A 12931-nucleotide genomic window follows, 5' to 3' on the forward strand; every position below is an offset into this window, starting at 1 on the left:
CACCTAACATCGGGGTCATGGTCTCTTTCATGGTATCCGCTGAGGCTGGGAAGCAGGGAGGAAAGGACTGCGCTGATAGTGTGAATCCGGCCCCAGCCCATCATTTCGCCTGACCACCCAAGGAAGACCCCATGAGTGAACACCAGCCGGAGAACACCCCGCCCACCGAGGCGGCGGAGCAGACGACTCCCGAGACGGAGTCCGCCGCCTCCGTCCCGGCGCCGACCCCTGCAGCGCCCGCCTCCCGCGAGGGCGCGGACGCGGCCGCGGCGAAGCTGCCGGAGGCTGCGGCTGCGGACACGGGTCTGCTTGGCCGGGTCAAGCGTGCCTTCGGCCAGCTGAAGAAGCCGGTGCCGGGCGCACTGCCCCGGGCGCACTTCGCGCTCCCCGAGGCGAGCGACGACGAGGCGAACCTCACAGAGCCGACCGGCCAGGGCTTCTCCGTGCAGCGTCCGGTGCTGCTGGGATTCATGCTCACCGTGGGCGTCGGGCTGGCACTGCTGCTCTTCTACGTCGGAAGCCACACCACGCAGCTCATCCTGTGGATCATCGCCGCGCTGTTCATCGCCCTCGGGCTTGATCCCGTGGTCCGCACGCTGGAGAACCGCAAGGTCCCCCGTCCGGCGGGCATCGTGATCGTCCTGCTCGGTCTCCTGGCCGTGGTGGGCGGCTTCTTCGCCACCTTGATCCCGACCGTGGTCGACCAGGTCAACCAGATCATCACGCAGGGTCCCGTCTGGATCAACGACTTCCTGCGCTCGGACTTCTACAACAACCTCAACGAGCAGTTCGGGCTGAAAGACCGTGTGACGGAAGAGATCCAGAAGTTCATCAAGGACTCCAGCGCCGTGGGTGGCGTGTTCGGCGGGATCGTCGGCTTCGGCACCTCGGTGGCCAACGGCCTGTTCGGCGCGTTGATCGTCCTCGTCCTCACGCTGTACTTCCTGGCCGCTCTGCCGTCCATGAAGTCGTTCGCCTACCGTCTGGCCCCGCGCTCGCGCCGCCCGCGCGTGATGGAGCTTTCCGAGGAGATCACCCGCTCGGTGGGCAACTACGTGATCGGCCAGGTCTGCGTGGCCCTCCTGAACGCCACCTTCGCGTTCATCGTGATGTCCATCCTGAACGTGCCGTTCTCCGTCCTGCTCGCCTTCGTCGTGGCGCTGCTCGCCTTCATCCCGCTGGTGGGTGGCCTGATCGCGGGGATCCTCGTGACGCTGGTGTCCTTCACCATGGGCTGGCAGACCGCCGTCATCTACGCCATCTGCTACTTCGCCTATCTGCAGTTCGAGGCGTACTTCGTCTCGCCGCGCATCATGCAGCGCGCCGTGTCCGTCCCGGGTTCGGTGGCCGTGATCTCCGTGATCGCCGGTGGCAGCCTTCTCGGAGTGCTCGGCGCCCTGATCGCCATTCCGACCGCCGCCGCGATCATGCTCCTCATCAAGGAAGTCCTGGTCCCACAGCAGGACCGGAAGTAGCACCGGGCAGGAACCAGCAGGTCTGACCAGGAAGGGCCCCACCGCTGATGCGGTGGGGCCCTTCGTCGTCCGGCGAAGTAGCCGCTACTGTCCCTGTGCAGCGGGACCGGCCCACTCGGTGGGCAGCGGCGTGGGAACCTCCGGCGCCACGGTCGCCACGATCTCGTTGAGCACCCGCTGCACCTGCTTCTCCCCCACCCAGAGGTGCTTGGCGCCGTCGACCCCGATCACGTCCGCCTGCGGCACCAGCGAGAACCGTTGCGCGGCCTCCGCCGGCTGCAGGTAATCGTCATGCTCCGGGACCAGGACCTTCAACGGCAAAGGGGACGCGCCCCAGCGGCGGAGATCGTCATCGCCAGCGCGGTGCAAAGGCGGGGACAGCAGAATCGCCCCCTCGATCTCCTCGGCGGCCGGGCTGACGCTGCCGTAACGGAGCGCGAGTTCGGTGCCGAAGGACCATCCGACGAGCCAGAGCCTCGGAAGCCCGCGGTCGACGGCGAAGCGCACCGCGGCCTCAAGGTCGTGACGTTCGGAGACGCCGCCGTCGAACCCGCCATCACTCGTGCCGCGCGGTGAGGAGGTGCCGCGCGTGTTGAAACGCAGCACGGCGATCCCGGCGAGGGCCGGAAGGCGGTAGGACGCCTTCCGGTAGACGTGGGAGTCCATGAACCCGCCGTGCGTGGGCAGCGGGTGGAGCGTGATGAGGGTGGCACGGACCTGCCCGTCGGCCGGGAGCGCGAGTTCGCCGTACAGTGTCAGGCCGTCCGCCGTGCGCAGCTCGATGTTCTCCCGCACGGCCGGAAGAACCGTGGACGCGCGGAGGGGCTGCGGCCCTCCCGGGTCGGTGAAGGTGAGCGTCGCCGGGTCGGCGGGGTCATAGGCGGAGGGCACTGCAGTCATGGTCTCAAGCCTAAGTCAGCACCACCCGACGTCGCGCCCGGTGACGGAGCGCAGGGATTCACCGGTACCGGTAGCTGCGGCCCGTCCAGCAGCGCGTGTGCCAGTGGCGGCGTTCGTTGATGCCGGCCTGCTCGCCGAAGAGGTGGTCTTCCTCCCACACCACCAGATGGGCGAGTCCGGGCGGGATCTGCCGATGGCAGCCGGGGCAGGTGTACTCCTTGCCGGCCCTGAGCGCCGTCATCGTCCGGACCATCCAGACACCGTCCGGGGCCACTTCCCGCCGGTCGATGCCGATCCGCGCGCGCTCCAGCCCTTCGAGCGGAGCAGGTGCCGCACCGCGCTTCCCGCTCCCGGTGGGCGTGCTCCCGGGACGACGGCGGGGACGGTTGCTGCGGGGCATGGTTCCATTGTGCCAAAGCCGTCGCCGTCGGGCCGCCGCTGTGTCGCCCCGGGACGCGCCCGGAACCGTGCAGAAGAAGCCGGTCAGCGCAGCGCGACGACGGGTTCCCCGCTCAGCAGGCCGGTGCCGGAACGTGCGCAGCTGCCGCCCTTCGGAGCGCCCTGGTTGTAGGCCTGGCGCAGGCAGGACCGCAGGGCCAGCTGGCCCCAGTAGTTGGGGTGCAGGGACTCCTGGACGAAGTAGTCCGAATTCGCAGTGCTGACGGTGCGGATCTGGTTGACCCACTCGGTGGCGTCGGCGGCGCCGGCCTGAGTCCAGGACCCCACCCCCTTCTCCTCCAGTAGCCCCACGGTGTTCTCGCAGAGCCTCCGGCCCGAGAAGAGTGACGTGACGTCCAGGGTCTTCACATTGCTCAGCCCGCTCTGCGCGACGGCCTGAGAGACCGCGCCGTTGATCGTGGGCAGGAGGGTGTTCGCCGCGTAGTCGATGTCGGCGTCCCACAGTCCGCATCCGCCCGTGTTCTGCCGGGTGTAGCCGCTCTGGCCGTAGCGCATCGCGCCGCTCACCGGGAGCGGCGACGGGTAGTTCTGGACGAGCAGCGTCCACGAACCATCGCTGTACCCCGCGTTCCGCATGGCGGTACGGATGTTCTGCATCGCCGTCGCGATCTTGCCGGTGTTGGCGGCGACCGTGCCGGAACTCATGGCGGTCGCGACCGTGCTGCCGTTCTTGCAGTACTTCGGGCTCCAGCTGAAGGAGGTCAGGAAGTCCGTGACGCATTCCTGCATGATCGTGCCGAACTCGAAATCGTTGCCTCCGATCGACAGCGCCACCATCTTCACGTTGTGGTTCGCCGCGAAGTTCTGGAGCATGAGGGCCTGGCCCTGCTGACCGCCGGAGCTGTAGAAGTCCAGGCCGGGCTTGAAGTAGCCGCTCGAATTGGTGAACGTCGAGGTGCGCGCCCCGGAGCAGGCGAGGTTCAGGCTGTTCACCCCTCCCCCGATGCCCACTTCCGCGGCGTGGCTCCGGTGGCACCGGGCGATGGTCTCGGCGGTGTTCGACGCGTTGTCGTTGTAGGCGCTCGCGCCCAGAGCATCGATCGCCCCGGCGCTGCCGTTGGTGTTTCCGGCCCAGCGCCCGGCCTCGCCCGAGATGTAGGAGTCCCCGACGGAGACCACCCATGGATCACCGGCGCCGGGACTGTCTGCGCTGGCGGCAGGCGCGCCGGCCAGCAGCGAGCCGAACACCAGGGCGGCGATGCCCAGCGTCGAGGTCAGTGCTGTGGTCAGTGCTGGGACGAGACGGGAACGCATCCCGCGGGCATGATGCTGCATGTCTGGAGACTCCTGATCGGTGACGCGCCCTCAGGTCCGAAGGTCCCGCGGACGGCCCCGGCGGTGGGGCCGAGACTGAAATTACCAACGGGTAACCTGGCTGCCCAGAGGTCCGGAGGCCCTCTGGCGAAGAGTTCATGGAGCGCTCGCGCGCCGTTCAGATGACGTTCGTCAGGGTCGCAGGAGGTTCACCTGCGCGGCCCGGGGCGCACAGGGCCGTGGCCCGCACGCCTGATCACGGCCCGAGCCGGTATTGTTCTGTGCGTGCGTTTGGTGATTGCTCAGTGCTCCGTGGACTACGTCGGCCGGCTCAAGGCCCATCTGCCGTTGGCTAAGCGCCTCCTGGTGGTCAAGGCGGACGGCTCCGTCCTCGTCCACTCCGACGGCGGCTCCTACAAGCCCCTCAACTGGATGAGCCCACCCGCCACCCTGCGGGTCCAGGCCCCCGAGGACACCGAGCTCGAGACCGGGGTCTCCGAGCAGTGGGTGGTGCAGTCTTCCAAGACCGACGACCGGCTGATCGTCAACATCCACGAGATCTTCCACGACACCGCCCACGACCTCGGTGTCGATCCCGGGCTGATCAAGGACGGCGTCGAGGCGGACCTCCAGCGTCTTCTGGCCGAGCAGATCGAATTGCTCGGCGCCGGCTACAGCCTCATCCGCCGCGAATACTTCACGGCGATCGGCCCTGTCGACATCCTGGCCCGCGACGCCGCCGGCGCCACCGTGGCGATCGAGCTGAAGCGCCGCGGCGACATCGACGGGGTCGAGCAGCTCACGCGGTACCTCGAACTGCTCAACCGCGACCCGGTGCTCGCCCCCGTGCGCGGCATCTTCGCCGCCCAGCAGATCAAGCCGCAAGCGCGAGTGCTCGCACAGGACCGCGGCATCGACTGCGTGACGCTCGACTACGACGCCATGCGCGGCGTGGACGACGCGGAGAGCCGCCTGTTCTGAGCTGTCAGTTGTGAGGCACCTGGCCTGAGCCACCTGCCGTAGGCGCCCGCTCCCGCGCGGCTCCCGTTTGCTTGCCGAACGGCGGGCCCGCGCCACCCCACGCAGGTCACGCTTCAACCGCCCGCTGTCCTGCCCGTAGACTCATGGCATGCCTCTGGACAGCACCTCTTCCCCTGATGGACAGCGCGTCATCCTGCGCGGCCGCATCGTCTCCGACGGCGACTCCCTCGCCGACGGTCTGGTGGCCATCGCGGACGGCAGGATCGTCCATGCCGGGCCCGCAGCGGACTTCTCAGACCCGGCCTTCGACGGCGTGGAGCCCACTCCCCTGCCCGACGGCGCCATCCTGATCCCCGGCCTGGTCGACATCCACTGCCACGGCGGAAACGGCGGGGACTTCCCCTCGGGGCAGGAAGACTCCGCCCGCACCGCGATCGACTTCCTGCACCGTGCCGGCACCACGTCGCTGCTCGCGAGCATGGTCACCGCGTCACGCGAAGACCTTCTCCACGGCATCGAGCTCTATGTCGGGCTGACCGAGGAAGGGCTCCTTGAAGGCATCCATCTCGAAGGTCCCTTCCTGTCCGAGGCCCGCTGCGGAGCGCAGAACCCGGCCTTCCTGCTGAACCCGGATCTGGAGCTCGCGGAAGAGCTGATCCTCGCAGCCAACGGCAAGCTCCGCACCATGACCTACGCCCCGGAATTGCCAGGGGCGGCGGAGCTCGTGGACCTGCTGACCACCCACGGTGTGGTCCCTTCGCTCGGCCACACCGATTCCGACGACCCCACCGCCGCCAGTTCCCTGGCCGCGGCCCGGGACGGCCTGGCCGCCGCCGGGTTCGACGGTTCCACGAGCCGACCGACCGTCACCCACCTGTTCAACGGCATGCGCCCCATCCACCACCGCGATCCCGGCCCCGTGACGGCGTGCCTCCGCGCCGCCCAGGCCGGGCGGGCCGCCGTGGAACTCGTGGCCGACAACACGCACCTGGACCCCCAGACCACGCTGACCGTCTTCGACCTGGTCGGTTCCGCGAATGTGCTGCTGGTGACGGATTCCATGGCCGCGGCCGGACTGAGCGACGGGCACTATATGCTCGGCCCCTCCCCCGTCACCGTGGCGGACGGGGTCGCGACCCTCGACGCCACCGGGTCGATCGCGGGTGGCACCGCCACGCTGCTCCAGGTGGTCCAGCGGACCGTCGCCGCCGGCGTCCCCCTCGCCGACGCCGTCCGCTCGGCGACCGCTGTCCCCGCCGACGTCCTGGGACTCGACGACGAGGTGGGAAGCCTGCGCCGCGGCCTGCGTGCCGACGTCGTGGTGCTCGACGCCGATCTGCGGCTCCAGCGCGTCATGCGCCAGGGGGAATGGCTCGTCTGAGCCGCGCAACCCTCACAGACGCCGAAGGCCGGGCCGTGGGCCGCCGTGGAGAATCCCACAGCGGCCCACGGCCCGGCCTTTCGTCATCCTCGGGAGGTGCTCCCGGGCGCATGCTCAGTCGAGCCGGTTGAGTCCCGGTCTCGGCCCGGCTTCCAGCCAGGAGGAGAGCCCGGTGTACTCGTCGAAACGCATCGCGAGCAGCACTTCCTGGCCCTCGTAGCTCAGCTCCACGATCACCGAGCCCGGCTGGATCCTGGACGACTCCACCTCGCCCGGCTCACGCCGTCGGACCAGATCAAGCTGGTTGCGCTCGAAGCTGTAGCGCGGCGTGGGGCTCAGGGAGAACATCTTGAACCACTCGAGCTCCGAACCCTGGAAACGACAAACCCCCATCTGCCAGCGGCCGTTGGCCAGGCAGATGGAGGCGTCGATGGTGCCCAGGGCGCGCCGCAGATTGACGCGGCGCACCCCTACCAGGCACAGAGCACCGATGATGATCGCGAGGATCGCTGCGATGCCCAGAGTGACAATGACCGAATCACCCATCTAGCGCGGACTATTCAGCCCTACGCCGCGGCGGAATCGTTGAGCTGAGCATTGTCAGCCACGATCACCACTCGGTCATTGTCAACGGAGAAGAATCCCCCATCCACGGTGACGTGGATGCGGCTGCCCGTGACCGGCTCGATGGACAGTTCACCTTCCGCCAGGATCGCCAGAACCGGCGCGTGCCCGGGGAGGATGCCGATCGCGCCATCGCTGGTGCGGGCGTTGACCACCTTGGCCGCGCCGGACCACACGAAGTGGTCCGCCGCGACGACCTCAACGTCGAGCTCAGCCATGATCAGCGGGTCTCAGACTGGATCTTGGCCCACTGACGCTCGACATCGTCCATACCACCGACGTTGAAGAACGCCTGCTCGGCGATGTGGTCGACGTCGCCGTTGCAGATCGCCTTGAAGCCCTCGATGGTGTCCTTGATGGACACGGTCGAACCCTCGACGCCGGTGAACTGCTTGGCGGTGTAGGTGTTCTGGGACAGGAACTGCTGGATACGACGGGCACGGGCCACGACGATCTTGTCCTCTTCGGAGAGCTCATCGACACCGAGGATGGCGATGATGTCCTGGAGTTCCTTGTTCTTCTGCAGGATCTGCTTCACGCGCACAGCGGTGTCGTAGTGGTCCTTGCCGATGTACTGGGGATCCAGGATGCGGGAAGTGGAGGTCAGCGGGTCCACGGCCGGGTACAGACCACGGGAAGCGATCTCACGGGAGAGCTCGGTGGTCGCATCCAGGTGCGCGAAGGTGGTGGCCGGCGCCGGGTCGGTGTAGTCGTCAGCAGGGACGTAGATCGCCTGCATGGACGTGATCGAGTGGCCCTTGGTCGAGGTGATGCGCTCCTGGAGGAGACCCATCTCATCGGCCAGGTTCGGCTGGTAACCCACGGCGGACGGCATGCGGCCCAGCAGGGTCGACACCTCGGAACCGGCCTGGGTGAAGCGGAAGATGTTGTCGATGAAGAGCAGCACGTCCTGGTTCTGCACATCGCGGAAGTACTCCGCCATGGTCAGAGCGGACAGGGCCACGCGCAGACGCGTTCCCGGCGGCTCATCCATCTGGCCGAACACCAAGGCGGTGTCCTTCAGAACCCCGGCCTCGTCCATTTCGACCCAGAGGTCGTTACCCTCACGGGTGCGCTCACCGACACCGGCGAACACGGAGGTGCCACCGAAGTTGCGAGCAACACGGGTGATCATTTCCTGGATGAGCACGGTCTTGCCCACGCCGGCGCCGCCGAACAGGCCGATCTTGCCACCCTTGATGTACGGGGTGAGAAGGTCGATGACCTTGATGCCGGTCTCGAGCATCTCGGTCGAGCCTTCGAGGCTCGCGAAGCTCGGGGCCTTGCGGTGGATGGGCCAGCGCTCGGAGACCTGGAGCTCGGACTCTTCGACGTCCAGCGGCTTGCCGAGCACGTTGAAGATGTGGCCCTTGACGCCGTCGCCCACGGGCACGGAGATGGGGGCACCGGTGTCGAACACCTGGGTGCCGCGGACCAGGCCGTCGGTCGCCTGCAGCGAGATGGCGCGGACCAGGTTGTCGCCCAGGTGCTGCGAAGTCTCGAAGGTGATGGTCTTGGTCTCACCATTGAGGGTGACCTCAGTGGTCAGGGCGTTGTAGATTTCCGGGATGGCGTCGGCCGGGAATTCGACGTCGACAACCGGCCCAATGACGCGGGCAATACGACCGGTGGCGCCGGCCGCGGTGGCTGCGTGCTCGGTGGCGGTGGCAGTCATCTCTCTCACTTCACTCAGTAGATGGCGTGTGTTAAGTCTAGCTTTGGGTACAGCCGCGAAGGCTGCGCCGGGATTGTCGGGCGGTTACGACGCGAGTGCGTCGGCACCGGCCACGATCTCGGTGAGCTCCTGCGTGATCTCGGCCTGACGGGCCGTGTTGCGCAGTCGCGTGTACTTTTTGATCAGCTCGGTCGCGTTGTCGCCTGCGGACTTCATGGCACGCTGACGGGCGGCCAGCTCGGACGCTGCGGCCTGCAGCATCGCCGCGAAGATGCGGGATTCGATGTAGCGCGGCAGCAGCGAGTCCAGCACCTGCTCGGTCTCGGGCTCGAAGTCGTAGAGGGGCAGGATCTCCGCTTCCGGAGTATTCTCCTCTTCCACGACCTCCAGGGGCAGGAGGCGGACGACGGTCGGCTCCTGGGTCACCATGGACTTGAAGCGCGTGTACACCACGTGGATCTCCTCCACGCCGCCCTCTTCGAAGTCGGTGGCGAAGTCATCCAGGATGACCTTGCTGACCTCCTGAGCGGTTGCGAACTCCGGAGCATCGGTGCCGCCGGTCCAGACGCGGGCGTAAGGACGGGAACGGAAATCGAAGTAGGCCTGCGCCTTGCGACCCACCAGGTAGGTCTTGACGTCCTTGCCTTCGCTGTGGAGCAGCTCGATCAGGCCTTCGGCCTGCTTGAGCACACTCGCCGAGTACGCGCCGGCGAGACCACGGTCGGCCGTCATCACGACGACGGCGGCGCGGCGCACCTGAGCGGGCTCGGTGGTGAGCGGGTGCTCCACCTGGCTCTGGCTGGCGACAGCAGAAACGGCACGGGTGATGGCGCGGGCGTAGGGCTGGGATGCAGCCACACGAGCACGTGCCTTACCGATGCGAGAGGTCGCGATCAGTTCCATCGCCTTGAAGATCTTGCGCATCGACGTGGTCGAGGCGATCTTCTGGCGGTAGACCCGGATCTGGGCTCCCATACTTGTCCTTTCTTAGGATCCAGCGGATCCAAGGCTCCGGTGCGGTACCCCGGGGCCACCCGCGAAGGTGGCCCCGGGGTGACTGCCTCTAGCGCTTCTGCTTGACGATCTTTTCCTGGTCCACGGAGTCGCCCGAGATGGCCTCGTGCTCTTCGTGGCCGGCGCCGACCAGCTGGCTGTGACCCTCGCCGAAGAAGCCGCGCTTGAAGTCGGTGATCGCCGTCTTCAGAGCCTCGACCGTGTCGTTCTCCAGCAGGTTGGTCTGGCCGATGGTGGTCAGGATGGACGTGCTGTGCTTCAGGTGCTCGAGGAACTCGGACTCGAAGCGGGACACGTCCTCGACCGGGACATCGTCCAGGTAGCCGTTGGTGCCGGCCCAGATGGAGACGACCTGGTTCTCGACCGGGTACGGCTGGTACTGGCCCTGCTTGAGCAGCTCCATGAGGCGGGCGCCACGGGTCAGCTGCTGGCGGGAAGCCGCATCCAGGTCCGAGGCGAACATGGCGAAGGCCTGCATGTCGCGGTACTGAGCGAGGTCCAGCTTCAAGGTGCCGGAGACCTTCTTCATGGCCTTGACCTGAGCGGAACCGCCCACGCGGGACACCGAGATGCCCACGTCGACAGCGGGACGCTGGTTGGCGTTGAAGAGGTCCGACTGCAGGAAGATCTGGCCGTCGGTGATGGAGATGACGTTGGTCGGGATGTAGGCGGACACGTCGTTCGCCTTCGTCTCGATGATCGGCAGACCGGTCATCGAGCCCGCGCCCAGCTCGTCGGAGAGCTTGGCACAACGCTCGAGCAGACGGGAGTGCAGGTAGAACACGTCACCCGGGTAGGCTTCACGTCCCGGCGGGCGGCGCAGCAGCAGCGACACGGCGCGGTAGGCTTCGGCCTGCTTGGAGAGGTCATCGAAGATGATGAGGACGTGCTTGCCGCCGTACATCCAGTGCTGGCCGATGGCCGAACCGGCGTACGGAGCCAGGTACTTGAAGCCCGCGGGGTCGGAAGCCGGGGAGGCCACGATCGTGGTGTACTCCAGGGCGCCCTTCTCTTCCAGGGTCTGGCGCACAGCGGCGATGGTGGACGCCTTCTGGCCGATCGCGACGTAGATGCAGCGAACCTGCTTGTTGACGTCGCCGGACTCCCAGTTGGCCTTCTGGTTGATGATGGTGTCCACCGCGATGGCCGTCTTACCGGTCTGGCGGTCACCGATGATCAGCTGACGCTGGCCACGGCCGATCGGGATCATGGCGTCGATGGCCTTGAGACCCGTCTGCATCGGCTCGTGGACCGACTTACGCTGGGTCACGCCCGGGGCCTGGAGCTCCAGTGCGCGGGTGCCCTCAGCCTTGATGTCGCCCAGGTCGTCGATGGGCTGGCCCAGCGGGTCAACCACGCGGCCGAGGAACGCGTCGCCGACGGGGACAGAAAGGATCTGACCCGTGCGGTGCACTTCCTGGCCTTCTTCGATACCGGTGAAGTCACCGAGTACGATCACGCCGATCTCACGGACGTCAAGGTTCTGGGCCAGACCCAGAGTTCCATCCTCGAAGCGAAGGAGTTCGTTGGCCATGACCGAGGGAAGACCCTCGACACGGGCGATACCGTCGCTGGCGGTGGTCACACGGCCGACCTCGACGCGCTCGGCGTTGCCGGGCTCGTAAGACGCCGCGAACTCGTTCAAGGCATTGCGGACGTCGTCGGCATTGATGGTCAATTCGGCCATCTGCAGTCCCTGCTCTCCTGTTTCGTGATCATCGCTGCTCACGATGACCTGGTGTTCTGTCGGTAAGTTGTGCTTGCCTGGCTCAGCCGGCCAGCTTGCGGCGCAGTTCGCCGAGTTTGGTCAGCACGGAAGCGTCAACCACTTCGTCACCGACCTTGACGCGGATACCGCCGATGAGCTCCGGATCCACGACGGTGTTGACCTTGAGCTCCCGGCCGTAGAGCGCGTTCAGACCGGCCTGGAGGCGGGCCTGCTGCTCTTCGGTGAGGGGGCGGGTCACTTCCACCGTGGCGATCCAGCGCTCCTGGCGCTTGGCGGCCAACTCTGCAAAGCGCTCCACCAGCTTGGCCGGCTTGACGCCACGCGGGGCGACGACGGCCTGACGGATGAGGAGCTGTGCCTCTTCGCTGGCGCTCGGAACGAGCTTGCGTGCCAGTTCCGCCTTCTGCTGCGGTGCAGCAGCCGGCTCCACGAGGGCGCGCTGCAGCTCGTGGCTGGCGCCGACGACCGTGTTGAAGGCGAAGAGATCGTTCTCCAGTGCTTCCAGCCCGGAGGCGCCGTGACCTGCTGCGGCGCCCTTGGACTCAGCGACGGCGATCGCCACGGTTGCGGCGATAGTTTCGAGCGCATCGCCGATGTCACGGGAGTCAGCCCAGCGGGAGGCCGCCAGCGAACTGACGATCTGCTCTGCATCGGCCGAGACCTTGCCGGCCAGAAGTCCACGGATCAGGCCCGACTTCTCCTCCGCGGTGCGCGAAGGGTCCGTCAGAGCGCGACGCAGACCGGCCGAGCCGTCAAGCGCCTCGAGGATTCCGAAAAGCTCGTTCGCCAGGGACAGCGGAGCCGTGGAGAGCTTGGGCTCCACCTCGGCCAGAGCCGCCTTCAGCGATTCGCTCGATACACCTGCCATTACTGTGCTGCACCTGCGCTCTGGTTCTCCAGATCGGCGAGGAAGCGATCGACCACGCGGGATGCGCGGGCATCATCTTCCAGCGACTCACCGACGATGCGCCCGGCGAGCGTCGTGGCAAGGCTGCCGACTTCGCTGCGCAGGGAGACGACGGCGGCCTGACGCTCTGCCTCGATCTGTACGTGGGCCTGCTCGGTGATGCGGGCTGCCTCAGCGGCGGCCTTCTCCTTGAGCTCAGCGAGAATCTGGGCGCCTTCGGCACGGGCTTCTTCGCGGATGCGATTGGCCTCTGCGCGGGCGTCCGTCAGCTGCTGCTTGTATTCTTCCAGCGCTGCGGTGGCTTCCGCCTGCGCCTTCTCGGCCTTGGCGATGCCGCCTTCGATGGCCTCGGCACGCTCGGCAAAGGTCTTCTCGAACATCGGGACAACGAACTTGACCACGATGAAGAGCAGAACCAGGAAGCCGACCAGGACCACGCCCATTTCCCAGACATTGGGAATGAGAGGGTTGGGCTTTTCAGCGGCGTCGCCGGAGGCGAGGATCAGCTGATCCATATTCACCCGTCCTTATC

13 protein-coding genes are annotated in these 12931 nt (G+C 67.0%); 3 read left to right on the forward strand and 10 right to left on the reverse strand.

Going from position 1 to position 12931, the window contains the following annotated elements; genetic code table 11:
• The first annotated feature begins 131 nt into the window (after positions 1 to 131).
• Positions 132 to 1475 carry an AI-2E family transporter gene (locus P9849_RS10570; protein WP_278266761.1) on the forward strand — a complete coding sequence of 448 codons (1344 nt, stop codon included), beginning with the start codon at positions 132 to 134 and terminating at the stop codon, positions 1473 to 1475.
• 84 nt (positions 1476 to 1559) lie between these two features.
• Here P9849_RS10570 and P9849_RS10575 read toward each other — a convergent pair whose 3' ends face one another.
• From P9849_RS10575 to P9849_RS10585, 3 genes are all read right to left on the reverse strand, one after another.
• Positions 1560 to 2375 (reverse strand): alpha/beta fold hydrolase, encoded by an 816-nt coding sequence (locus P9849_RS10575; protein WP_278266762.1) that lies wholly within the window; start codon positions 2373 to 2375, stop codon positions 1560 to 1562.
• 58 nt (positions 2376 to 2433) lie between these two features.
• Positions 2434 to 2775, reverse strand: coding sequence for an ATP/GTP-binding protein (locus P9849_RS10580; RefSeq protein WP_278266763.1), 342 nt, complete (start codon positions 2773 to 2775; stop codon positions 2434 to 2436).
• 83 nt (positions 2776 to 2858) lie between these two features.
• Positions 2859 to 4109, reverse strand: coding sequence for a hypothetical protein (locus P9849_RS10585; RefSeq protein ID WP_278266764.1), 1251 nt, complete (start codon positions 4107 to 4109; stop codon positions 2859 to 2861).
• A gap of 264 nt (positions 4110 to 4373) precedes the next feature.
• Between P9849_RS10585 and nucS the strand changes: the two genes are divergently transcribed.
• Together nucS and P9849_RS10595 are read left to right on the forward strand one after the other, a co-directional pair.
• Positions 4374 to 5069: an endonuclease NucS gene (nucS, locus tag P9849_RS10590; protein ID WP_278266765.1), complete on the forward strand. Its 696-nt coding sequence runs from the start codon at positions 4374 to 4376 to the stop codon at positions 5067 to 5069.
• Positions 5070 to 5217: 148 nt separating this feature from the next.
• The gene (locus P9849_RS10595; protein ID WP_278266766.1) at positions 5218 to 6450 is read left to right on the forward strand and encodes an amidohydrolase family protein; all 1233 of its coding nucleotides are present in this window, start codon (positions 5218 to 5220) and stop codon (positions 6448 to 6450) included.
• 114 nt (positions 6451 to 6564) lie between these two features.
• On the opposite strand, the gene P9849_RS10600 is transcribed toward P9849_RS10595, so the two are convergent.
• The 7 genes from P9849_RS10600 to P9849_RS10630 all read right to left on the reverse strand — a co-directional run bounded on the left by P9849_RS10600 (position 6565) and on the right by P9849_RS10630 (position 12914).
• Positions 6565 to 6996, reverse strand: coding sequence for a DUF2550 domain-containing protein (locus P9849_RS10600; protein WP_066210928.1), 432 nt, complete (start codon positions 6994 to 6996; stop codon positions 6565 to 6567).
• A 20-nt stretch (positions 6997 to 7016) separates the two neighbouring features.
• The gene (locus tag P9849_RS10605) at positions 7017 to 7292 is read right to left on the reverse strand and encodes a F0F1 ATP synthase subunit epsilon (protein WP_066210930.1); all 276 of its coding nucleotides are present in this window, start codon (positions 7290 to 7292) and stop codon (positions 7017 to 7019) included.
• 2 nt (positions 7293 to 7294) lie between these two features.
• The gene (atpD, locus tag P9849_RS10610; RefSeq protein ID WP_278266767.1) at positions 7295 to 8749 is read right to left on the reverse strand and encodes a F0F1 ATP synthase subunit beta; all 1455 of its coding nucleotides are present in this window, start codon (positions 8747 to 8749) and stop codon (positions 7295 to 7297) included.
• 84 nt (positions 8750 to 8833) lie between these two features.
• A complete protein-coding gene (locus P9849_RS10615; protein ID WP_278266768.1) occupies positions 8834 to 9724 on the reverse strand; it encodes a F0F1 ATP synthase subunit gamma in 891 nt (296 codons plus the stop codon).
• A gap of 88 nt (positions 9725 to 9812) precedes the next feature.
• Positions 9813 to 11450 carry a F0F1 ATP synthase subunit alpha gene (gene atpA / locus P9849_RS10620; protein WP_278266769.1) on the reverse strand — a complete coding sequence of 546 codons (1638 nt, stop codon included), beginning with the start codon at positions 11448 to 11450 and terminating at the stop codon, positions 9813 to 9815.
• 82 nt (positions 11451 to 11532) lie between these two features.
• Entirely contained in the window at positions 11533 to 12360 is an 828-nt protein-coding gene (locus tag P9849_RS10625) for a F0F1 ATP synthase subunit delta (protein ID WP_278266770.1), read from the reverse strand.
• Positions 12360 to 12914, reverse strand: coding sequence for a F0F1 ATP synthase subunit B (locus tag P9849_RS10630; protein ID WP_278266771.1), 555 nt, complete (start codon positions 12912 to 12914; stop codon positions 12360 to 12362). Before P9849_RS10630 ends, P9849_RS10625 begins: the two co-directional genes overlap by 1 nt.
• Positions 12915 to 12931: the final 17 nt, after the last annotated feature.

Origin of the sequence: Arthrobacter sp. Y-9, assembly GCF_029690065.1 — a bacterium.
Lineage (GTDB): Bacteria > Actinomycetota > Actinomycetes > Actinomycetales > Micrococcaceae > Arthrobacter_E.